The following is a 22,545-nucleotide window of genomic DNA, read 5'->3' as shown; positions in this document are numbered from 1 at the left end:
GCTCGATCTTTCAGGCTGCCTGCGCGCCTTGAGCCGGCTGCCCTTGCTCACGATGCCGCCCCCTCAGCGTCTGGGCTGGGCAGAGGCCGGGAGGCCTGCCTTGACGTGTCGGGCCATGATGACCGCGGTGATCGCGGCCAGTACGGCGTAGACGATGGTGAAGGCGGCCAGGGAGATCGCCACGGTGGTCACGTCCACGCCGGGGGGCGCTCGCCGCGGTTCGCAGCACCCAGGTCGTGCACCTGATCAAACTGGCCCAGCTCCGCAACGTCACCCTGCAAGTGCTGCCCTTCACGTCCAGCGCCGCAGTGCCATCGGACCAGCCGAAGGAGACATGGTCGATGACGATGGCGAACGACATGAGGCGGCTCCGCTCACCTGGCAACCCCCCTCGCCCGATGCGCCGCCACATTCACCCTGTTGGCGCAGGCCAGCGAGCAGAACCGCCGGCGACCGTTGCGCGAGGTGTCGACGTAGACGGTCCGGCACCCCTCGCGGTCGCACCGCCCGAGCCGCCGCCCGCCGGAGAAGCAGATGGCCATGGCCAGCCCGCCCGCGGTGGTGTCCCTGGCCCTGGAGACGATGTCGGCGTCGACGGAGAAGAAGTGCAGGTGCGGCTCGCGCCCGTCGTGCGCGCTCACGTACGGCTTGGACGCGGTGACGTCGAGCAGGTCGTTGATCAGCTTGATCTGGACGTCCTGGTCATGCTCGCCGAAGAGCGGTTCGAGCTCGCGCGCCCACTCCTTCAGCCGCTCCGCCTGCTCGGGGGTGAGCTCGGGCCTGAGCATGGCGTTCGCGGTGAGGATCGGCTCCAGCGCCGCGGGGCTGAAGTCGGTGGCGTTGACGAGGTCGGCCGCCAGGGCCGCCCCGTTGCCGCCGTAAGCATTGAAATGCATAAGGCCATTACATCAGATTGGGGTCATGCACTCCGGTAACCCGCACGACCCCTTGGCCCTCACCGTCGTCTCCACGCACGCCACCTCCGACGGCCTGGTCTCCTACCTGCGCTGTTCCTGCGGCGCGTGGGAAGTGCGCACCGGGAGCCTCGTCGGGTGCGTGTCTCCCCGGGCCAAGACCATCGACGGGCCCGGCATCCCGTCCTAGAGTCGGCAGCAATCACTCTCCGGGAGGTCAGGCATGACGAGCATCCCCGCCCTGCTGCGCGACCGGATCGCGGCCACCCCTGACGTCGAGGCCTACCGGACCCGATCCGGCGACGGCTGGACCTCGCTGACCTGGCGTGAGGTGGGCGAACAGGTGCGGGAGTTGGCGCTCGGCCTGGCCGCGCTGGGCGCGGGCCCCGGCACCACGGTGTCGATCCTCAGCTCGACCAGGCTGGAATGGATCCTCGCCGACCTGGCGGTGCTGTCCACCGGGGCGGCGACCACCACGGTCTACCCGTCGAACACGGCGGCCGAGTCGGCGTTCGTGATCGGCGACTCCGGCAGCACGATCGTGGTGGCCGAGGACGACGCCCAGGTGGCCAAGCTCAGGTCGGTGCGGAGCGACCTGCCCGGCGTGACCCACGTCGTGGTCATCGACGGCACGCCCGGCGACGACGGCTGGGTGATCACGCTCGACTCGATGCGCACCCCCAGCGGCACGGACGACACGGGCGGGTACGACGCGATGGTCGACGCCATCGGCAGCGACGACCTGGCCACGCTCATCTACACCTCTGGCACCACCGGCCGCCCCAAGGGCGTGGAGCTGACCCACGACAACTGGCTCTACGTCGCGGGCGCGGTGCGCGACCTGAACCTGCTCTCCGGCGAGGACCTGCACTTCCTCTGGCTGCCCCTGTCGCACTCCTTCGGCAAGCTGCTGGAGGTCGTGATGATCGACATCGGCGTGCCCACCGCGATCGACGGCCGCCTGGACCAGATCGCCGACAACCTCGGCACGCTGCGGCCCACCTTCATGGCGGCGGCGCCGCGCATCTTCGAGAAGATCCACAACACGGTGGTGGCCACCGTCCGGCGCGAGGGCGGCGTCAAGGAACGCCTGTTCACCTGGGCGCGCGCGACCGGCCTCAGGGTCTGCCGGGCCAGGCAGCGCGGCGCCGCCATCCCGTTCACCACGCGCGCCGAGTACGCCCTGGCGGACCGGCTGGTGTTCGCCAAGCTGCGGCAGCGGTTCGGCGGCCGGATCCGCTTCTTCATCTCGGGGGCCGCGCCGCTGTCGCAGGACATCGCCGAGTTCTTCGACGCGGCCGGGCTGACGATCCTGGAGGGCTACGGCCTGACCGAGTCGTCGGCGGGCAGCTTCCTCAACCTTCCCGACACGGTGCGGTTCGGCACGGTCGGTCCGCCGCTGCCCGGCACCGAGGCCCGCATCGCCGACGACGGCGAGGTCCTGATCGGCGGGCGCGGCATCATGCGCGGGTACCACGGCCTGGCGGAGGAGAGCGCGCAGGCGCTGGAGGACGGCTGGCTGCACACCGGCGACATCGGCGAGCTGGACTCCGCCGGGCGGCTGCGCATCACCGACCGCAAGAAGGAGCTGATCAAGACCTCGGGGGGCAAGTACGTCGCGCCCACCTACCTGGAGGGCCGGATCAAGGCCGCCTGCCCGTACCTGTCACACGTGTTCGTGCACGGCGACCGGCGCAACTACTGCACGGCCCTGGTCACGCTGGACATGGACGTGGTCGTCCCGTGGGCCGAGGCCGAGGGCCTGCCCAAGGACCCGGAGGAGCTGCGCGAGCACCCCCGCATGCGCGCGGAGGTCGAGAAGGCCGTCAACGAGGTCAACGCCGACCAGGCCGGCTACGCGACAATCAAGAAGTTCGCGATCCTCGCCGAGGACTTCACGGTGGCGACGGGCGAGCTGACGGCGAGCCTGAAGATCAGGCGCAAGGCCGTGGAGGAGCGCTACGGCTCGACGCTGGACTCCTTCTACGACGGCTGACCGCGTAGGGCGCGGCGCCGCTGCCCGCGATGCTCACAGCACCCGCTTGGCTCCGGGCAGCGAGCGCACCAGGTAGGCCAGCCCCCAGCACAGCGGCAGGGAGACGGCCGCCGCGACGGCGAACTTGACGATCGCGATCGCGTGCAGCCCGCTCAGCGCGTAGCCGACGCCGACCAGCACCAGCGGGTGGATGATGTAGACGGTGAACGCCTGGTCCGACAGGAACCTGCCGCGCGGGCCCTGGTGGTTGTACCGCTCCCTGAACAGCACGACGAGCCCGATGATGATGCTGACCGCGAACGTGGACTCCCAGGTGGCCGTCACGGCGGTCGCGACGAAGCCCTCGGTCATGCCGGAGAGCGGCAGCAGCACCGCGCTCGACAGGCCGGCGACGAGCAGGCCGATCCGCCCGGCCCGGCGCGACAGGGCCTGGAACCAGCCGCGCCTGAAGGCGATGAGCCCGAGCACGAACATGCTCGCGTACTGCGGCAGGAAGTACGGGGTGGGCAGGCCCAGCACCGGCACGTACGTGCCGACGGGCACCGGGATCCGCCACAGCGTCGCGGCCACCGACAGGCCGAGCGTGAACAGCACGATCCAGCGCGCCTTCGGCGCGGACGGGCGCTCCTGCGCGGGCCCGCCGAAGCGCCGCCAGAGGACGTAGAGGGCGGCGAAGACGAGCAGCACCTCGACGAACCACATCGGCCCCGGGTCCCAGGAGCCGAGGTAGAACTGCCAGTACGGCAGGTGCTTGTAGTCGCCGTAGGCGCCGAGGGTCACCAGGGGGCGCAGCAGCAGCAGGAAGACCATCAGCGGGATGCCGAGCCGTACCAGCCGGTCGCGCATGAACGCCCTGCCGCCCTTGCGGTCGTACGAGCCGGGGGTGAAGAAGCCGGAGATGAGGAAGAAGAAGCCCATGAAGAACGCCTGGTTGAAAGTGACCAGGATGTCCAGCACGACGCCGGAGCCGTCACGCGCGGGCTCGTTGTAGTACCAGAGCGGCATGTTGCCGTAGGTGAGGGCCACGTGGTGGACGACGACCAGCGCCGTGAGCACGATGCGCAGGTTGTCGATGGCGAACAGGCGCGGGCGGCCGGCGGTCGGCGTGGGGGTGGAGGCGGGGGTGGAGGTAGGGGTGGCTCGCGGTTCGGCCTTCATCGGACCGCCCTTTCGAAGAGGTCGGCTAGTTCTCTGGCGTGCGCGTCGAGGTCGTGCCCCGGGCGGGCTACCCAGTAGGCGAACATGTTGTCGATGGCCGACGACTGGGTGATCGCCATCACCCGGACGTCGAACTGCCGGAACTCTCCGCTCTCCTGGCCGAGGCGGTAGATCTGCTCCAGCGCCTGGTAGACCTCCTCGTTGGCGTTGATGCCGTAGCGGGGCCGGCCGTCGGCGTCGCGCAGGTTGTAGAAGATCTCGCCCAGCGCCTTGATCTGGGTGCGGTGGCCGCGCATGTGCTCGGCGACCGACAGGATGTGCGTCCTGAGCAGTTCGGTGGCCGTGGCGACGCCCTCCGTCCTGGCCAGGACGTGGTCGGCGATGCCGGCGTAGAGGCGGTCGACGACCTCCTCCATCAACGCGTCCTTGCTGGCGAAGTGGTAGGAGATGACGCCCTTGCTGATGCCCGCGTGCTTGGCGATCTGGGCCAGGGACGCACGGGCGAAGCCGAGGTCGGCGATCACCTCGACGGCGGACGCGATGATCTGCGCCCGTCTCGCCTCTTCGATGAACGTCCGACCCTTCTGGCCGTCGGTTCCAATTTCTGACCGCATGGCCAAAATTTAACACATGCGGCCAGATGCTGCGATCGGGGTGCTCGCTGATGGCCGCGCAGGGCCGCTTCATGGGCAGGGAGCGCGGCCGGCTGCCCGGCTGCGGCCTCGTCGCTAGAGCCTGAGCCAGCCCGCCCGTGCATACCAGGTGCCGCCCGCCGCAAGGTGGTCGCCGATCGCCCGTTCGAGCGCGGTGCGGCGGGGCAGCTCGGCGGCCTCGGCGTCGGCCCCGAAGACGAAGGCCAGCATGGCGCCCGCGTTCAGGCGCTGCAGCAGGTGGAAGCGGCGCTGGAAGGCCACGATGTTGGAGCCGGGCAGGTAGGCGGCGAGCTGGTCGTCGAGCAGCCACGAGTGGCAGGTCGCGACCTGGTGCCGCTCCTCAGGGAAGTGGCGCGGGAAGAACTCCCTGGCCCGCTCGAACGACGCGTCGCACGCCGCCGCCGTCAGCGGGCCCTTGAACTCGGGGACGTGCACGCCGAGCGCCGGATCTCCCGGCCCGGCGGGCGCTCCCGCCGCGGCGACGCCCTCGCCGGTGGCGCCGTTGAGGCGGGTGCGTTCGAACTGGAGCCTGCCCAGGTCGTACAGGACGCCGCGGGCGTGCAGCGTGAACCACCAGGGCGCGTGCAGGCCGCCGGTGCCGTGCCGCCTGCGGTGCACGGCCATGTTGCGGCCCAGGTCGGTCAGCGTCGCCCAGGACACCTCGTCGGGGACGCCGTGCTCGCGGTGGTACTCCCGCGTGTACGGCAGCGCCGCGAGGAAGACGTGCACGAAGAAGTACGGCCCGAACCCGTCGGGCAACCGGGAGGGGAACGCGGGCGGCCGGTCGAGGCTGCCCATGGTCGAGACCAGCGAGTGGACGCACCGCTCCGCCAGCCACCACCTCCGGCTGCCCCGCCCGGGGACGTCGGCGAGGACGGCGGCGATGTCCTCGTGCGGGACGGCCAGCCTGAGCAGCTCCGCGGTGAGGTCGCGGGGGAAGGAGAGGTCCAGGCCTCCCAGCGACTCCAGGTGGTCGAGCCAGTCGGGGTGGGCATTGCGCACTGCGTCGATGTCCATCGGCGATCAGCCTAGCCGCGACCGGTAGACCGCCCTCGCCTCCTCCAGCAGGTCCAGGTGGTCGGCGAGCTGGTCGCGGCCGGCCAGCCGGCCGTGCTGCCTGATCAGGTCCTCCAGCAGGTCCAGCCATTCCAGGCACCAGCGCACGTCGTACTCCCTGGCGACCCGCCCGCCCTCGACGTCCAGGTAGACGGGGCTGGTCAGGGCGTAGCCGGTCTCGGTGAGGGTGCGCGGGTGCGAGGCGCAGAGCACCTCGGCGACGACGTACGTGGGCTCGTGGATCTCCAGCTCCGCCGTCACCGACAGCACCTCCTCCGGCGCCGCCTCGCGGTCGGCCAACCGTTCGGCGGCGGCGCGGACCCCTTCTGCCGTGCGGATCCTGACGGCGGTCACCTCGGGTCCGAGCGCGCCCGCGGTGACCGTGAGCCGGTCGCCGGGCAGGACGTCGACCGTGTCCCCGGGCCCGTGGCCGTCGACCGACAGCTCCACCCACGGCCCAGTGGTGGCGAACGTGCGGCCCGCGCGCACCGCGGCGGCGTAGGACGCGGCCGTCAACGCCCCCTCCACCCGCGCGTACACCCGCGCCCAGCCGGGCGGGTTCGACTGGTTGCCGGCCCGGGTGAAGGAGATCATCGCGTCGGTGCCCGCGGTGACGGCGAGCCGGTTGCCCGCCCCGACCAACCGCCGGTAGACGGTCGCGGTGGACGGGATCGAGGAGTGGGTGAGCACGTCCAGGCTGTCGACGAGGCCGAGCGCGGCGTCGGCGACCAGCTCGCGGGAGGCGCAGTTGCGCGGCCACGGCCAGACGATCGCCTTGGGCGGGTCGCCGTCCTTGATCGGCAGCCGGAACGGGTGGCTGTAGCCGACCAGCGCCCCGAGGCCGCGCAGCTCGCGCAGCCCCTCGGCGTTGGGCGGCCAGTCGGCGTCGCCGTCGAAGCCGGTGTGGAAGCGGCTCGGCACGGCCTCGGGCGCGAACGCGTAGGCGTGGCCGAGCAGGTCGTTGCGGTACTCCACGCCCATCCTGGCCAGGTGGGTGGCGTCGGACCAGGGCAGGTCGGCGGCGATCCAGTGGTGCAGCGCCTCACGGTCGTAGACGCGCCCGCCCGACACGTTGCCCGCCAGCAGATTGAGCACGTGCAGGTCCTCGCCGTGCTGCGCGGCGGCGGCGTCGGCGGGGGCCGCGACCACGTCGCCCGCCCAGTTCAGATGGACGTGCAGGTCGCCGCCGTACCAGCCGCGGGCCGCGGCGTCGTACAGCCGTGGCGGGGCGAGCCGCACCAGACGCTGCTCGCCCGCCTCCGGCTCGACGCGGACGCTGACCTCGCCGTGCTCCATGCCGCGCGCCACCGTGACCGTCAGCGGCTCGGCGGGGACGTCCACCAGGAGGTCGTCGCCGTGGAAGTAGGGCCTGCCGTGGAAGTCGTACCGGTGCGGGACCCCGTCGGGGAACCAGCCCTGCCCGCCTGCCCCGGCGACGCTCCACCGGCACGGGACCCCGGCCACCAGCCGCAGCCGCGCCCTCGGCGCCGTCCTGGCGAGCCGTCCCAGCTCAACGGGCACGCCGTCGACGGTGAGCTCGGCGTGCGGGGCGACGTCGACCAGCCAGGCGCCGCGCCCGGGGAGCTCGCGCCGCACCCCGTCGACGCCGACCACGACAGAGTGCGGCCGCCGCGAGTCGACGAGGAGCGGAACGGGTGGCCCGCCGTTCGCGCCCGCTCCCCCGAGGATTACGTGGGTGGCGCCCTCCAGGACGGCTCCCGTGTCCGTGACGCGCAGGGCGGCGAGGTGGCCGGGAAGCTCGCCGTCGAGGGTGTCGCGGAGCAACTCGTCGTAGTCGGGTTCGGCGAGCAGGGTGCCGAGGTGGTCGAGCGGATTGCCGGGATGCCGTTCCGTCAGCCGCTCCACCACCAGCCGCCAGAAGCGGTCGGTCAGCGCGGCGGGCAGCACCCTGCGCGTGGCGAACAGCTTCACGTAGGAGAGCTCGGGCTCGCCCCACGTGATGCCGTGCTCCCCGAGCAACCGGCCGTACTCGTGCAGCGCCTCCGCGACCGTCTCGGGCAGCGTCTCTGACAGGGCCTCTGACAGCGTCTCGGGCAGCGTCTCGGGCAGCGTCTCTGGCAGCGTCTCTGGCAGCGTCGACTCCTGGCACACGCGCGCCTCCCCAGCGTCGGTTGCGCGCCATCGTGACACGGATCACGTGTGCGGCCGGCTCCGCTGCGTGGTGCGGATGGTGATATTTCCACCTACGGCGGAGGACTCCACACCTGGGAGACGAGCCTTGTTCGCCTTCCTCCCGTCAGATCCGCTTGAAAGCCCCCAGGAGGCGCTCCGCGGCCAGGACGGGGGTGAGCGCGCCTGCGAGGACGTCGCGCTCCACGTCCGCGGTGATCGCCGCCACCTCCGGGTCGTCGCGCAGCTCCGCCAGGAGGCGGTCGCGCACCAGGGTCCAGGTCCACTGCACCTGCTGGCGGCGGCGCTTGGCGTCCACGTCGAGCCCGTCCTGGTGGGCGAGGATCTGCCGCCACAGGTCCTCGAGCCCGGCGCCGGTGAGCCCGCTGCAGGTGAGGACCGGGGGCGGGGCGCTGTCGGAGCGGAGCATGCGCAGCGCGCCCGCCAGCTCCCTCGCCGCCCTGCGGGCCGCCTGCTCGTGCTCGCCGTCGGCCTTGTTGACGGCGATGACGTCCGCCAGCTCCAGCACGCCCTTCTTGATGCCCTGGAGCTGGTCGCCCGTCCTGGCGAGGCTGAGCAGCAGGAACGTGTCGACCATGTCGGCCGCCGCGGTCTCCGACTGGCCGACGCCGACGGTCTCGACGAACACCACGTCGAACCCGGCCGCCTCGACCACGACCATGGCCTCCCTGGTCGCCCGGGTGACGCCGCCCAGCGTGCCGGAGGTGGGCGAGGGCCTGATGAAGGCGGCAGGGTCCGTCGACAGGCGGGCCATGCGGGTCTTGTCGCCGAGGATGCTGCCGCCCGTCCTGGTGGAGGACGGGTCCACGGCCAGCACGGCGACCCGGTGGCCCCGGCCGGTCAGCAGGGTGCCGAGGGCGTCGACGAAGGTCGACTTGCCCACGCCCGGCACGCCGGAGATGGCGACCCGGCGGGCCCTGCCGGCGAGCGGGGTCAGCTCGACCAGCAGCTGCTGCGCCAGCGCGATGTGGTCGGACCTGGTCGACTCCACCAGCGTGATCGCGCGGGCGATCCAGACGCGGGATCCGTCCTTGACACCCTGGACGTAGTCCTCCAGCGAGCGCACCGGCCTCCTCCTCCTCTCCTCCAGCTCGATCAGCCTAACTCCCGACACATGCCGAAATTTGCCGCTAAGGTCATGGACGTTCTGTCCCACCCGTCACAGGAGTCACTCCCCTTATGCCCAACGTCGAACCACTTCGGGAGGGCGACCCGACCGCGGTGGGGCCCTACCGGCTGGCCGGACGGCTCGGCGCGGGCGGCCAGGGCGTCGTCTACCTCGGCCAGGCGCGTAACGGGACGGCGGTCGCGGTCAAGGTGCTCCGCGACGACCTGACCGGCGACGAACGCCTCGCCGGCGAGCTCGCCGCCGCCCGCCAGGTGGAGCCGTCCGGCATCGCGCGGGTGCTCGACGCGTCCTTCTCGGGCCGTCCTTACATCGTGACCGAGTACGTGGAAGGGCCGTCGCTCCAGCAGGCCGGCACGCTCACCGGCGTGCAGGTGCGGCTGCTCGCGGTCGCGACGGCGAGCGCGCTGGCCGCGATCCACCGGGCGGGCGTGGTGCACCGCGACTTCAAGCCCTCCAACGTGCTGCTCGGCCGTGACGGGCCGCGCGTCACCGACTTCGGCATCGCCCGCGCGCTGAACCAGGGGTTGAGCGCGACGAGCAGCATCGTCGGCACCCCCGCCTACATGGCGCCTGAGCAGCTCGCGGGGCAGCCGGTAGGAGCGCCCTCGGACGTGTTCTCGTGGGCGTCGGTGATCGTGTTCGCGGCGACCGGGGGGCCGCCGTTCGGCGACGACTCGCTGCCCGCCGTGATCAACCGTATCCTGCACGACGAGCCCCAGATCGGCGAGCTGCCGGAGCCGCTGCGCTCGACGCTGCTCGGCTGCCTCGTCAAGGACCCGGCCCGCCGTCCCACCATGCAGGACGTGCTCCACCACCTGGCCGGCGGCCAGGCCCCGGCGCCCACCCCAGCGCTCACCTCGGCGCCCACCGAGGCGCCGGTCACCGGCCCCTTCCACCCCGGACTCGAGGGGCCGGGCCCCGCGTCTCCCCAGCCGGGAGGTGGGAGGCCGGTCAGCGCCCCTCCCAAGCGCGGCCGCCGGCGTCGCGTCAAGACGGTGATGATCGCGGGCGTGTCCGGCCTGTCGGCGCTGGCGCTGGCGGGAGCCATCGTGTGGCTGACGCCCTCGACGCCGCAGCCCAGGACGCAGAACCTGGCGGGCACCTCCGCCTCCACGCCGGCCTCCGCCGCGGCCTCGCCGTCCCGGACCAAGAAGAAGGACCACTCGCCCGCGCCCGAGCGGACGGCCACCGAGGAGCCCGGCGCGGACGCGACGTCCGAGCCGTCGGCGAGCACCGCGGCCGGGCGGCTGCGGCTGCGGTACGTGCGCGCGGGCGGCGCCATGAACGGCGACTGCTGGGCCGGCGGCGAGGTGACGCTGCGGGCGCTGGTGGAGCGCGACGGCGCGCCGGTGAGCTTCAGCTACGTGTGGATCATCGACGGCAAGTCCCTCGGCCGGTCCACGCGCTTCATCTCCGAAGACGGCAAGCAGTACCTGACCTCGCCCCGCAACGTCACGGGCTCCGGCAGCACGCACAACGTCACGCTGCGCATCACCTCTCCCGTGACCCAGCAGCGGACCATCCCGGTCACGCTCTGCCCGCGCCAGACGTACTGACGCCTGAGCCGCTCCTCCCCGCCTGAGGTCTACCGGTGACGGGCTCGCAGGTCGGCCAGGAGGTCGAGGGCGGCGTCGGCGATCACCGTTCCCGGCGGGAAGATCGCGGCGGCTCCGGCGGAGCGCAGCTCGTCGAAGTCGCCGGGCGGGATGACGCCGCCCACCACGATCATGATGTCCTCCGCGTCCAGGTCGGCCAGCGCCTGCCGCAGCGCCGGCACCAGCGTCAGGTGCCCGGCGGCCAGCGAGGAGACGCCGACGACGTGCACGTCCGCCTCGACGGCCTGCCGCGCCACCTCCTCCGGCGTCTGGAACAGCGGGCCGACGTCCACGTCGAACCCCAGGTCGGCGAAGGCCGAGGCGATCACCTTCTGCCCGCGGTCGTGGCCGTCCTGCCCCATCTTGGCGACCAGGATGCGCGGCCGCCGCCCCTCGGACCGCTCGAAGTCGGCGCACGCCTGCCGGACGCGTTCGATGTTGGCGGCGGGGCCCGCCTCGTCCCGATACACCCCGGAAATGGTACGGATCTGCCCCGCGTGCCGTCCGAAGACGCGCTCCAGCGCGTCGGAGATCTCCCCCACGGTCGCCTTGGCGCGGGCCGCGTCGACGGAGAGCTTGAGCAGGTTGTGGTCGAGGCCGGGCGTGGGGCTGTCGGCGGCCTTGGTGAGGGCGTCGAGCGCGCGCTGCACGGCGTCGCCGTCGCGTTCGGCCCTGAGCCTGCGCAGCTTGTCGAGCTGCTGGGCGCGGACGGCGCTGTTGTCGACCTTGAGGACGTCGATCGGCTCGTCGGCGTCAGGACGGTACTTGTTGACGCCGATCACCGGCTGGCGTCCGGAGTCGATGCGCGCCTGGGTACGGGCCGCCGCCTCCTCGATGCGCAGCTTGGGCAGCCCGGCCTCGATGGCCCTGGCCATGCCGCCCGCCGCCTCGACCTCCTGGATGTGCGCCCAGGCGCGTTCCGCCAGGTCGTGGGTGAGCCGCTCGACGTAGTAGGAGCCGCCCCAGGGGTCGATCACCTTGGTCGTTCCGGACTCCTGCTGCAGCAGCAGCTGGGTGTTGCGGGCGATGCGGGCGGAGAAGTCCGTGGGGAGGGCCAGGGCCTCGTCCAGGGCGTTGGTGTGCAGGGACTGGGTGTGCCCCTGGGTGGCGGCCATGGCCTCGACGCAGGTGCGGGCGACGTTGTTGAAGACGTCCTGGGCGGTGAGGGACCAGCCGGAGGTCTGGGAATGCGTCCGCAGGCTCAGCGATTTCGGGTCTTTCGCACCGAATCCGGCGACCAGTTTCGCCCACAGCAGCCGGGCCGCGCGCAGCTTGGCGACCTCCATGAAGAAGTTCATCCCGATGCACCAGAAGAACGACAGTCTCGGCGCGAACCGGTCGACGTCCAGCCCGGCGGCGACGCCCCGCCGCAGGTACTCGACGCCGTCGGCGAGCGTGTAGGCCAGCTCCAGGTCGCAGGTGGCCCCGGCCTCCTGGATGTGGTACCCCGAAATACTGATCGAATTGAATTTCGGCATCTTTTCGCTTGTATACGCGAGAATATCCGAAATAATCCTCATGGACGGCGCTGGGGGATAAATGTAGGTATTTCGGACCATGAACTCCTTGAGGATGTCGTTCTGGATGGTCCCGGTCAGCCGCTCGGGCGCCACCCCCTGCTCCTCGGCGGCCACGATGTACAGCGCCAGGACGGGCAGCACCGCGCCGTTCATGGTCATCGACACCGACATCCGGTCCAGCGGGATCCCGGCGAAGAGCTGCCGCATGTCGTAGATCGAGTCGATGGCGACGCCGGCCATGCCGACGTCACCGGCGACGCGCGGATGATCCGAGTCGTAGCCGCGGTGCGTGGCCAGGTCGAACGCGACCGACAGGCCCTTCTGCCCGGCGGCGAGGTTACGGCGGTAGAAGGCGTTGGAGTCCTCGGCCGTGGAGAAGCCCGCGTACTGGCGGATCGTCCACGGCTGGTTGACGTACATGGTCGGGTACGGGCCGCGCAGGTAGGGCGGGGCTCCCGGGTAGGTCTGGAGGAAGTCCAGCCCGTCCAGGTCACGGGCGGTGTAGAGCTGCCGGACCTCGATCCCCTCAGGGGTCTCCCAGACCTCGGCGTCCTGCCACCCGGGAAGCGACCCCTGCGTCTGCCCCTGCTCGTTCAACGGGATACCGGAGAAATCGGGAATCATCGGGTCACCTCCAGGTCCTCAAAGGTCGCGCGGAGCACGCCGAGCGCATCACATCCGGCGTACAGACAGCCATCAACGCCCTCATACTCTCCCTTCCCCGCCAACCACAACTTTCTCGCTCCCGCCCGCTTCAACGCGGCGGCCACCGCCGTGGCGTGCTCGGCGTACATCCGGTCACTGGAGCACAGGCACGCCACCCGGGCCCCGCTCGCGGCGAAGGCCGCGGCGATCTGCTCGGGGTCGCTCCCTGGCCCGGCGCTCTCAATGCCGATCCCGCCCGCCTGGAACAGGTTCCCGGCGAACGCCGCCCGCGCGGTGTACGCGGCGACCGTCCCGATGGTGGCCAGGAACACCTTCGGCCGCTCAGGCTGGGCGTCGGCGAGATCCCGCAGCACCTCGAACTCCTGCGCGTACCGGACGACGTCCGCGCCCGCGTCTCGTTCCTCCGACTGTCGGCCGGCACGGGGCTCGTGGGGGTCCGGCGGGGTCGGGCGGTTGAGGGGTTTCTCGTTGATGTCGGGGAACTCGCTGACGCCCGTGATCGGGAAGCGGCGGTGGGCGATGTCGTCGGCGCGGCGGGCCCTGGTGGCGGCGATCCGTTCGGCGATCAGGCCGGAGGCCGCTTCGTACCCGCCCGCCGCCTCGATCTCCTGGAACCACGCCCAGGCTCGCTCGGCGAGGTCGGCGGTACGGCGCTCGACGTACCAGGAGCCGCCCGCGGGGTCGATGACCCTGCCCAGACTCGACTCCTCCAGCAGCAGCGACTGGGTGTTGCGGGCGATGCGGCGGGAGAAGGCGTCGGGCAGCCCCAGGCGGGCGTCGAACGGCTGCACGGTGACGGCGTCCGCGCCGCCCACCCCGGCGGCGAAGCAGGCGAGCGTGGTGCGCAGCATGTTCACCCAGGGGTCGCGGGCGGTCATCATCGCCGAGCTCGTCACGGCGTGCTGCCGCTGCCCGCCCTCCTCGGGCGCGCCGCACACCTCGGCGACCCGCGCCCACAGCCTGCGCGCGGCCCGCAGCTTGGCGATGGTGGCGAACTGGTCGGCGGTGGCGGCGTAACGGAAGTCGAGCTGCCCAAGCGCTTGCACCACGCCGAGCCCCGTCCCGGAGTCTCCCGCGCCACCAGGTCCCGCCCCGGGGGCTCCGGTGCCGGTGAGGGCGCGTAGGTGGGCGAGGCCGAGGGCGATCGAGCAGCCGAGTTCCTCGGCGTCGCTGCCGCCCGCGTCGTGATACGGCGTGGCGTCCACGGTGACGGCTCGGAGCCCGGGGTGGTCCGCCACGCAGCGCTTCGCCAGGTTGACGACGACATCTCGGCTGGACGGCGCGCCGCCCGCCGGGGTGGCGAGGCTCGCGCCCAGATTGCCCGTGACGGCGGTGCCGCGGGCCGCGGCCAGGGCGAGGAGGGCCTCGGCCGCCTCCAAGGTCTGGGGACCCGCGTCGAGGACGATCGGAGCGAGGTCGAGGTAGACGTCCCTGAGGACCGTGGGCAGCTCGGCGACCGGGATCGCGTCGTCGCCGATGACCAGCCAGAGGGAGGTGACGCCGTTCTCCAGGTCGGCGAGGACCGCCTCGGGGTCGGAGGCCGCGTGCCGCTGTCTGACGTCCCAGCCGGTGGAGGTGCGGGAGCCGCGAACGAACGGCGGCGAGCCCGGCAGGCCAGGGTCGGCGAGCAGGTCGGCGGGCAGGTCGGAGGCGTCGTACAGCGGCGCGATGGTCAGATCGTCGTAGGTGTGGCCGGCCAGCGCCTCCTCGGGCGACCCGGCCTCCACCCCGGACTTGCGCAGGACGGCGAGCGCCAGCGCCCGCCAGTCGTCACGGGTGGTCCCTGGGAAACCGGCTGCCAGATCCATGATTCGGATAGTAGGCCGAAGCGTTCAGAGCCGGTAACCGGGACCCCCCGTCAGATATCCCCAGCAAGCGCCCACCCCTATCCGCCATCCGGCAACCGGGCGCGACTCCCCTCGGCCCCTTGAGAGGCCCGCCTCGCCACGGCCGCGCAGACACGCGCCGGCGTGCCGACGCGAGAACCCTCGGCGGGTCGCCGGCGGCGAGCGTGGCCGAGGCGGTCAGGGTTGGGGGGCCTCCCAGGTGAGGCGCCAGGTGAGGGGGCCGACCGTGCCGTCGTCGTCGATGTGCTGTTCGCGCTGGAAGCGGCGGCACACGTCCCGCGCCTCCGGGCCGTAGACGCCGTCGACGTCGACGGCCCAGCCGCGCCGTCGCATCTGCTGCTGCCAGGTGCGCACGTCGTCGCCGCGCGTCACCGGCGGATACCGCAACAGCCGCCCGGGGAACGGCGGGGCGCTGGTGCCGGGTTCGCCGCCGCCGCCCCCGCCGGGACGGGGTGCGCCGCGCTTGACCCACGCGTAGAGCCGCTCTCCGGGGCAGTCGGTGTTGTACCCGTCGCGGTGCCCCTTGATCTCCTTGCCCGCGTTCCCGAGCTCGCGCAGGTGGCCGACGGCGTCGAGGATGGCGTGGAGCATGGGCTCGGGCGGCACCACGAGCCCGGCGTTGCCGACCAGCCCGAGGACGGCGTAGTGCCCGGAGTTGAGGCCCGCGCCGTTGGCGGCGGGCAGGTGGTGCGGCCCGCGCCCTTCGAACACCTGGCGGTGCGGGCAGGCGACGTAGGTGTTGCCGGTGAAGTACACGGTGCCGTCGCGGCGGGCGAGCCAGCTCTGGTTCTCCGTCCGGGGGCACCAGATCTCGCCGTGGTACTCCTCACGGACGATCTGGAAGTCGTCCCGCTGCCGGGGGGCGACGTGGTGCCGCTTCCCCAGAGCGACCTCCCACAGCCCGGTCTCCCGGATGGCCGCGGGGTGCCCCGCGAGCAGCGCGGCGAACATGAACGCCTCGGCGGCGGCCCGGTCCTTCCAGGCGGGCCTGCCGTCGCCCGCGGCCAGGGACGTGTCGACGAGCAGCGCCAGCTGGGCCCTGGTGAGGGCGAGCAGGAAGCCAAATCCCGGGACGCCGCCGGGAGCGGCCTCCAGGAGCCGCCTTCCGGCGTCGTCCGGCAGCTGGAAGTCGACGAGGTGCCCGGCGGGGGACTCGCGCCAGCCCGCCGCACGGCCGAGGAGCGCGCTCAGCGCGGCTCTGACCCTGGTGACGTGGGCGGGGCGCACGGCCACGGAGGGACGTCCCCCGAACCAGGCCACGAGCTCCACGAAGGCGTCGGACCACTTCGCCTCGGCAGGCAGGTCGGCGCAGGGGGCCGCGAGGAGGATCCGGTCGCGCCGGCCGATCGTCTCCGTCGTCACCCAGAGACGCTCGTGGCGCGGGCGTTCGACGGGCCAGCGGTGCTGCGGAGTGGTGAGGGACGAGTGCCCCGGCCCCTGCATGCGCACCATCTCCCGGCGGCGGGCCGGGAAGACGCACACCTCCAGGACGGGCTGCCACCGGGAGACACCGAGCTCGTGGTCGAGCGTGAGCGCGATGTCCCCCACCTGTAAGGCGCGGTAGGACGTCCAGCCCCGCTGGGTGAGGATCTCCGTCTCCTCGTCCACGCAGTAGCCGATGTCGATCCAGCCGTTGCCGTCCATGTGGGAGTTCTGGATGGAGCGGACGAGGGCGGCGCACCCGTCATGGTCGTCGACGATGGCGGGGTTCACCCGGCCGCCCGTGTAGTGGACCTTGGTGCCCTTGGTCGACTCTAGCTGTGTGTAGTCGCCACGCGGGGTTCGCGCTCCCCAGTCACCACGTTTGATGAGGTCGAAGGCCATGCCGATCTCCGGGGGGTTGACAATGACGACTCAACGTAACGCGGGATGTGCGGACAGGTCCCCGGATTGCAGTAATTGGCCTACGGCCGGATGACGCGCCTGTCCGTCACGATGGCGGTGATGAGGTCGTGCGGCGTCCGGGTTTCCAGGGCCAGGACATCACCTCACCGTTCGGCCAGAACGATGACAGAGTCCCGCTGGGTGAGCACCATCTTGTCGGACTTGGCGGGGTTGAGGACGATGCCGTAGTGGGGAGGCGTGTTGCGTCCTGTGGCGTTGCGGTAGCCGATGGCCGTTTCGCCCCTGCGGCGAGCCGCCTCGACGACCGTGGAGAAGCTGACCTCGGTGCCGGGCCGCACGTAGGAGGCGGCCGGGCGCGGGTAGATCTCGGAGCCGCGCGAGTCGAAGAGGTAGCCGAACACGTCCGCGAGGTGCCTGTTCTGGGCGAGCTGGGCGAGCAGCAGGCCGATGACGGTGTCGCTGATGACGATGTCGTCGGCCTCGGTGACCTCGGCGAGGGCGCGGTTGCCCTCGTCGTGCATCTCGCTGACGATCGAGTAGTGCTCGCCGGTGTCGCTCTGCATGTCGCGCAGTTGCAGCAGCGTCATGAGCGTGCGGGTGTCGGCGTGGTGGGGGCTGTAGCGGTCGTCTGACAGCACGATGACGTGCTGGTAGAGGCCGACGCCGAGCGCTTCGAGGGCGTACCTGTCGGTGGTGTCGCACTCCTTGACGTTCACGGTGAGGTTGCCCAGGCCCTCGAGGCCGGTGCCGGCCTTCGGGTGGTCGGCGGCGACTTCCAGGACCGAGCCGGGGGCGACGTAGCCGTCGAGGTAGCGGACGATCTGCTCGGCCCTACCGTTCCAGTTGAGCAGGAGCGTGCTCTCCGCTTCGAGGCCGGAGAGCTCGGTGGCGGCGATCGCGGCCTCGGCGATCGCGGGCTCGCCGGCGACCGGGCGGATGGCCGCCTCGTCGTTGGCGATGAGGATGACCTGGTCCGCGTCCTTGATGACGGTGTCCATGGACGGGTTGAGCACGACGCCGTCGGGCCCGCGCAGGCCGATGACGGCGGCGCTCTCGTAGGCGTGCAGCGCCTCGCCGTACGTGCGGCCTTCCAGGGCGGCGTCGGCGCGCAGGTAGATCTCGCCGCCGTCGAAGTTGAGCAGGTCCATGCAGACCACGGACATGCCGGACTGGCGCGACGACTGCACGATGAGCCTGGACGCGGTGTCGTCGGAGTCGACGAGGTGGACGTCCCGGCCTCCGGCGAGGCGGGCGGCGGCGCTGTTGCGGGCGGAGGCGAGCGCGGCGACCACGGGCGGGTGGGCGCCCGCGCGCTTGGCGAGGGCGAGCAGGGTCTTGATGACGTGCGCGTCCGGGTCCTCGCCATCAGGGGAGAGCACGACGACGGACCTGGCGGTGGCGAGGTTCATCAGGGCGAGGTCGCGCGGCTCCGCGGGACGGCCGGTGCGGCAGACCAGGCGGGTCCGGCCGAGGTCGCCGACGCGCTCGCGGATGTCGTCCTCCATGGCGAGCTTGTCACGTTCCGCCAGCACGGCGATGACCGAGCCCGGACGTCCCGCGTGCGCCTTGACCAGCTCGGCGATGATCGTGAACACCTGGTCGGACCAGCCGAGCACGACGGTGTGCCCGGACTCGACGATCCGTGAGCGCCCTCTGCGCAGCCGGTCCACCCTCTGCTTGAGCCCGTTGGAGAGCAGGCCGACGAGCATGCTGACGACGAAGATGCCGCCGAGCGACCCGGCGAACATGACCGACATGTAGGCGAGCGAGCCCTTGTCGCTGGCGACCTTGCTGGGGGTGAGCGCGTGCATGAGCGCGATCCACAGCACCTGCCCGGCTCCGGACACCCCGTCGGGCTCCTCTGGAGCGAGCCAGAGCGCGAGCCCGGTCACGACCGCGATGAGACCGACCGAGACCACGGCCAGCCAGCCGATCAGCGACACCGTCCCCTTCGACATGGTGTTGTCGAACCAGTACCGCACGCGTTCCCGGAACGTCGCCCTGGGCACCCCGATTACCTCCGCATAAGGAGTGATTTAGATCAACGAAACAAGGTACCTGGCGATCCGTCCTCATGCAGGGAGACCGGTAACGTATCGGCCATGGTGACCCCCCTGACACCAGACGATCCGGCGTGGCTGGGCGGTTACCGTCTCGCCGGGCGCATCGGTGAGGGCGGGCAGGGGGTCGTCTACCTGGGCCACGCCCGCGACGGACAGGCGGTCGCGGTGAAGCTCCTGAGCACCGGCGACGCCGAGACCCGCGCCAGGCTGGCGCGTGAGCTCGACGCGCTGGAGAGCATCGCGTCGTTCTGCACGGCCCGCGTGCTCGACGCCTCGTCCGAGGGGCCCAGGCCGTACGTGGTGAGCGAGTACGTCGAGGGCCCGTCGCTGCTCGACCGGGTCCGCGACCGGGGCCCGCTGCGCGGCGGCGACCTGGAACGGCTGGCCGTCGGCACGGCCACCGCGCTGGCGGCCATCCACGCGGCCGGCGTCGTGCACCGCGACTTCAAGCCCGCCAACGTGCTGCTCGGCCCCGACGGCCCGCGCGTGGTGGACTTCGGCATCGCCAGGGCCGAGGGCGCGGCGACGATGACCTCGGGCCTGATCGGCACGCCCGCCTACCTGTCGCCGGAGCAGATCGCCGGTTCCCCGGCGTCACCGGCCTCGGACGTCTTCGCGTGGGCGGCGACGATGGTGTTCACCGCGAGCGGGGTCAGCCCGTTCGGCGCCGACACGGTGCCGGCGGTCCTGCACCGCGTGCTGCACGCCGAGCCGGACCTGTCGCCGCTACCGCCGCGCCTGCGGGGCCTGATCGCGGCCGCCCTGTCGAAGGACCCGTCGCGCCGGCCCACGGCGCGGGAGCTGATGGTCGCCCTGGTCGAACCCAGCGTCGAACCCGGCGTCGGTCCCGGCTCGGCTCCTCAGCCGGTCGCGCCCCGGCCTTCCGCCGACGGCACCGGACCGCCGCAGGCGTTCACCACGGCCCCCGGGCGCGACACACGCGGCCGGTCCAGGGGGTTGCTGGTCGCCGTGGTGGCGATGGTGGCCGCCGTCGCGGCCGCCGGCGGGGTGCTCGTCCTGGTGAACCGCGCGCCGGACCAGCGCGGCGCGACGGTCGCCTCCTCGCCGGCCGCCACCGGCACGCCGGCCGTGCAGACGTCCGCTGCCACGTCGGCGGCGCCGTCGCCGTCCACCGCGACGAAGACGGCCACAGCAACGGCCACAGCAACGGCCACGGGCGGCCAGAGGATCCCCGCCGCCTTCGCGGGCACCTGGCGTGGCAAGGCCGACGGCGCCGTCCTCGACAGGGAGTTCAAGGGCGAGCCCGTCACGATCACCCTCGCGGCGGGCGCGAGCACGGGCACCTGGCAGACGGAGGACCCCGACCCGTCCGCGGACCCCGGCTGTCTCAAGGGGACCCTCAAGCTCACCGACCAGAGCGCCGCGAAGCTCGCGTTCAGGCTCACCGGCCTGACGGGCACCTGCGCGGTCGTGGACCTCGCGGGCGGGGTCACGGTGTCCCTGGAGAAGAAGCCGGACGGCCGGGCCGCCTACCTGCTCACCATGCCGATCGGCGGGACGAGCCACGGCGACCTCACCAGGGCCCGCTGACCCGCGTCAGTCAGCGGGACCGGCCTCCCTCGCGCTCTCAGCAGGGCCGGTTCCCCCGGGACGGTGATGCCACGCGGGGCGATAGACCAGTCATGATCAAGATTTTGATGGTATACCGCTATAACCGGCAAAACCCTTCGACTTAACCGGCCGGGCAGCCGATCATTGGAGTCATGTCTGTGATCAAGGAGGTGCCGTTCCCAGCACCGGACTCTCCCGAGCTCCCCATGAACATCTGGCTCGACGACGCCGACTCAGCCATCGACGTCATCGACGCGCTGGCGCTGTCGCCGTTCGCGACGGGTGTCCAGCCGTGGTCGCGCCTGGCGAGCCTGGAGAGGGTGCGTCCCGACGCCCCCCTGACCCCCGCGAGCGGGCGCGTCGTGCGGACCGCGTCGGTGGAGGACGGTTCCGAGTCGCGGCTGATCTGCGGCGACGGCTGGACGCTGCGCGTGATCCGGCACCGCAACCGCACGGCGACGGTCAGCATCACCGCGGTCAGCGAGGAGCTGGCCAGCTCGGTGCTGAAGGAGACGACCAACGACGCGGAGGAGCCCGAGCCCGAGGCCGACCACGTCGAGATGGGCTTCTGGTGGCGCGGCGCGCACGGCGGCATCCGTTCGGACAAGCCGATCACCGCCCAGCCGTGGGCCGAGATCAGCGGCAACTACGCTGAGCGGGCCCGCGGCGCGCTCGACACCCTGATGGCGGTCAGGCCGTCTGACGTGAACGGCCGTCTCATCCTCCTGCACGGCCCGCCGGGCACCGGCAAGACCACGCTGCTGCGCTCGCTGGCCCAGCAGTGGCGCGACTGGTGCCAGGTCGACTGCGTGCTCGATCCGGAGCGGCTGTTCAACGACCCCGGCTACCTGATGGAGGTCGCGGTCGGTTACGACACCGACGAGGACCGGCGGCGCTGGCGGCTGCTCGTCCTGGAGGACTGCGACGAGCTGATCAGCTCCTCGGCCAAGGCGCAGACGGGCCAGGGCCTGTCGCGCCTGCTCAACCTCACCGACGGCCTGCTCGGCCAGGGCCGGGACGTGCTCGTGGCGATCACCACGAACGAGGACCTGGAGCGGCTGCACCCGGCCGTGGTCCGTCCGGGCCGCTGTCTGGCGCAGGTCGAGGTCGGCGCGCTGACCAGGGACGAGGCCGTGAAGTGGCTCGGCTCGGCGGAAGGCGTCGGCCCGTCCGGCGCGACGCTGGCGGAGCTGTACGCGATCCGCCAGGGCCGCGCGCTCAGCCCGGTGGCGCAGGACGAGTCGACGGGCCTCTACCTCTGAGGTCTCGCTTTACGTAAACCTTCCGATGCGCGGCGCCGGGCGCGGAACCAGAATGTGCCCGGTGCTCACCGTCGACCTGGCGCGCGTCGCCTTCACCCGCTTCACCGTGCGCCCCGACGTGCGCCCCGACGTGCCCGCGGGCGGGTGGACCAGTGAGGAGCGCCCGATCGGCTTCGCGGCGACCCAGCTCGTCCCCTCGTGGACCGCGCGGACCCCGCCGGGAGCCTGGATCGAGGTGGAGCTGCAGGCCCGCACCGCGGCGGGCGGGCTGACCAAGTGGTACGTGATGGGCCGCTGGTCGGCGCACGGCGACCCGCGCACCTCGGTGCCCGGCCAGGGCGACGACGACGGTGACGTGGCGGTCGACACGTTCGTGGCGCGGCGGCCGGTGGTGGCGTTCAGGGTGCGGGTCACGACACACGGCGGCGCCGAGGTGGGCTCGCTGGGCGTGATGGCCTCCGCCGTCCCCCAGCGTCCGGCCGTCCCGAGCCCCTTCGCCGCGGCGGACGCGGTCGAGCTGGCGGTCCCGAGGCACTCGCAGCACGCGCACGCCGGGCACCACCCCGAGTGGGACGGCGGCGGTGCGAACTGGTGCAGCCCCGCGTCGGTGGCGATGGTCCTCGCCTTCTGGGGCCGCGGCCCTGCGGCGGACGAGCTCGGCTGGGTGGGCGACGACGACCCGGGCCCGGCCGTGGACCACGCGGCCAGGGGCACCTACGACCGCAGCTACCAGGGCACCGGCAACTGGCCGTTCAACGTCGCCTACGCGGGTCTGTTCGGGCTCGACGGCTTCGTCACCAGGCTGCGGTCGGCGGTGGAGCTGGAGCGGTTCGTCCGCGCGGGCATCCCGATGATCGCCTCGATGTCGTTCAAGGAGCATGAGCTGCCCGGCTCCGGGTACTCCACAGGCGGGCACATCATGGTCGTCACCGGCTTCACCGCCGAGGGCGACGTGATCGTCAACGACCCCGCCGCACCGGGCGACGCGGAGGTCCGCCGGGTCTACCGGCGGGCGGCGTTCGAGAACGTGTGGCTCAGGGGCTCGGGCAGCGGGGGCATCGTCTACGTGCTCCACCCGCCTGGGCTAACTCTTCCCCCTTCCAACGGTAATTGGTGAG

At 72.1% G+C, this 22,545-nt stretch carries 17 protein-coding genes; 6 read left to right on the top strand and 11 right to left on the bottom strand.

Going from position 1 to position 22,545, the window contains the following annotated elements:
- Positions 1 to 63 precede the first annotated feature (63 nt).
- Positions 64 to 198: a hypothetical protein gene (locus ABZ297_RS11905; RefSeq protein WP_355343405.1), complete on the bottom strand. Its 135-nt coding sequence runs from the start codon at positions 196 to 198 to the stop codon at positions 64 to 66.
- 176 nt (positions 199 to 374) lie between these two features.
- A complete protein-coding gene (locus ABZ297_RS11900) occupies positions 375 to 896 on the bottom strand; it encodes a CGNR zinc finger domain-containing protein (RefSeq protein WP_355343402.1) in 522 nt (173 codons plus the stop codon).
- A gap of 25 nt (positions 897 to 921) precedes the next feature.
- On the opposite strand from ABZ297_RS11900, the gene ABZ297_RS11895 reads away from it, so the two are divergent.
- Both ABZ297_RS11895 and ABZ297_RS11890 read left to right on the top strand, forming a co-directional pair.
- On the top strand, positions 922 to 1,104 hold the full coding sequence (locus ABZ297_RS11895; protein ID WP_355343399.1) for a hypothetical protein: 183 nt from the start codon (positions 922 to 924) through the stop codon (positions 1,102 to 1,104).
- Between the two features lie 33 nt (positions 1,105 to 1,137).
- Positions 1,138 to 2,910 (top strand): long-chain fatty acid--CoA ligase, encoded by a 1,773-nt coding sequence (locus ABZ297_RS11890; RefSeq protein ID WP_355343396.1) that lies wholly within the window; start codon positions 1,138 to 1,140, stop codon positions 2,908 to 2,910.
- Positions 2,911 to 2,943: 33 nt separating this feature from the next.
- Here ABZ297_RS11890 and ABZ297_RS11885 read toward each other — a convergent pair whose 3' ends face one another.
- The 5 genes from ABZ297_RS11885 to meaB all read right to left on the bottom strand — a co-directional run bounded on the left by ABZ297_RS11885 (position 2,944) and on the right by meaB (position 8,994).
- Entirely contained in the window at positions 2,944 to 4,068 is a 1,125-nt protein-coding gene (locus ABZ297_RS11885; protein ID WP_355343393.1) for an acyltransferase family protein, read from the bottom strand.
- Complete coding sequence (locus ABZ297_RS11880) at positions 4,065 to 4,682, bottom strand: TetR/AcrR family transcriptional regulator (protein ID WP_355343390.1); 618 nt, start codon at positions 4,680 to 4,682, stop codon at positions 4,065 to 4,067. Before ABZ297_RS11880 ends, ABZ297_RS11885 begins: the two co-directional genes overlap by 4 nt.
- 114 nt (positions 4,683 to 4,796) lie before the next feature.
- Positions 4,797 to 5,738 (bottom strand): acyltransferase domain-containing protein, encoded by a 942-nt coding sequence (locus ABZ297_RS11875; RefSeq protein WP_355343387.1) that lies wholly within the window; start codon positions 5,736 to 5,738, stop codon positions 4,797 to 4,799.
- A gap of 6 nt (positions 5,739 to 5,744) precedes the next feature.
- Positions 5,745 to 7,889 (bottom strand): CehA/McbA family metallohydrolase, encoded by a 2,145-nt coding sequence (locus ABZ297_RS11870; RefSeq protein WP_355343384.1) that lies wholly within the window; start codon positions 7,887 to 7,889, stop codon positions 5,745 to 5,747.
- A 145-nt stretch (positions 7,890 to 8,034) separates the two neighbouring features.
- Positions 8,035 to 8,994: a methylmalonyl Co-A mutase-associated GTPase MeaB gene (meaB, locus tag ABZ297_RS11865; protein WP_355343558.1), complete on the bottom strand. Its 960-nt coding sequence runs from the start codon at positions 8,992 to 8,994 to the stop codon at positions 8,035 to 8,037.
- 113 nt (positions 8,995 to 9,107) lie between these two features.
- Here meaB and ABZ297_RS11860 point away from each other — a divergent pair, with 113 nt between their 5' ends.
- A complete protein-coding gene (locus tag ABZ297_RS11860) occupies positions 9,108 to 10,613 on the top strand; it encodes a protein kinase (protein WP_355343381.1) in 1,506 nt (501 codons plus the stop codon).
- A 29-nt stretch (positions 10,614 to 10,642) separates the two neighbouring features.
- Here the strand turns inward: ABZ297_RS11860 and scpA are convergent, their stop codons facing one another.
- The 4 genes from scpA to ABZ297_RS11840 form a co-directional block, all read right to left on the bottom strand.
- A complete protein-coding gene (gene scpA, locus ABZ297_RS11855) occupies positions 10,643 to 12,796 on the bottom strand; it encodes a methylmalonyl-CoA mutase (protein WP_355343378.1) in 2,154 nt (717 codons plus the stop codon).
- Complete coding sequence (locus tag ABZ297_RS11850) at positions 12,793 to 14,646, bottom strand: methylmalonyl-CoA mutase subunit beta (RefSeq protein ID WP_355343375.1); 1,854 nt, start codon at positions 14,644 to 14,646, stop codon at positions 12,793 to 12,795. The genes scpA and ABZ297_RS11850 overlap by 4 nt, the downstream gene beginning before the upstream one ends.
- Before the next feature lie 216 nt (positions 14,647 to 14,862).
- On the bottom strand, positions 14,863 to 16,509 hold the full coding sequence (locus tag ABZ297_RS11845) for a peptidoglycan-binding protein (RefSeq protein WP_355343372.1): 1,647 nt from the start codon (positions 16,507 to 16,509) through the stop codon (positions 14,863 to 14,865).
- A 164-nt stretch (positions 16,510 to 16,673) separates the two neighbouring features.
- A complete protein-coding gene (locus ABZ297_RS11840) occupies positions 16,674 to 18,539 on the bottom strand; it encodes a potassium transporter TrkA (RefSeq protein ID WP_355343369.1) in 1,866 nt (621 codons plus the stop codon).
- Between the two features lie 93 nt (positions 18,540 to 18,632).
- On the opposite strand from ABZ297_RS11840, the gene ABZ297_RS11835 reads away from it, so the two are divergent.
- From ABZ297_RS11835 to ABZ297_RS11825, 3 genes are all read left to right on the top strand, one after another.
- Positions 18,633 to 20,144 carry a protein kinase gene (locus tag ABZ297_RS11835; protein WP_355343366.1) on the top strand — a complete coding sequence of 504 codons (1,512 nt, stop codon included), beginning with the start codon at positions 18,633 to 18,635 and terminating at the stop codon, positions 20,142 to 20,144.
- Between the two features lie 173 nt (positions 20,145 to 20,317).
- A complete protein-coding gene (locus ABZ297_RS11830) occupies positions 20,318 to 21,427 on the top strand; it encodes a DUF5925 domain-containing protein (RefSeq protein ID WP_355343363.1) in 1,110 nt (369 codons plus the stop codon).
- Positions 21,428 to 21,479: 52 nt separating this feature from the next.
- Positions 21,480 to 22,544 carry a C39 family peptidase gene (locus tag ABZ297_RS11825; protein ID WP_355343360.1) on the top strand — a complete coding sequence of 355 codons (1,065 nt, stop codon included), beginning with the start codon at positions 21,480 to 21,482 and terminating at the stop codon, positions 22,542 to 22,544.
- The last annotated feature ends 1 nt before the right edge of the window (position 22,545 follow it).

Origin of the sequence: Nonomuraea sp. NPDC005983 (assembly GCF_040614375.1) — a bacterium.
GTDB lineage: Bacteria > Actinomycetota > Actinomycetes > Streptosporangiales > Streptosporangiaceae > Nonomuraea.
The sequence above is the reverse complement of the archived record's forward strand: the minus strand, read 5'-3'. Positions and strand labels throughout refer to the sequence as shown.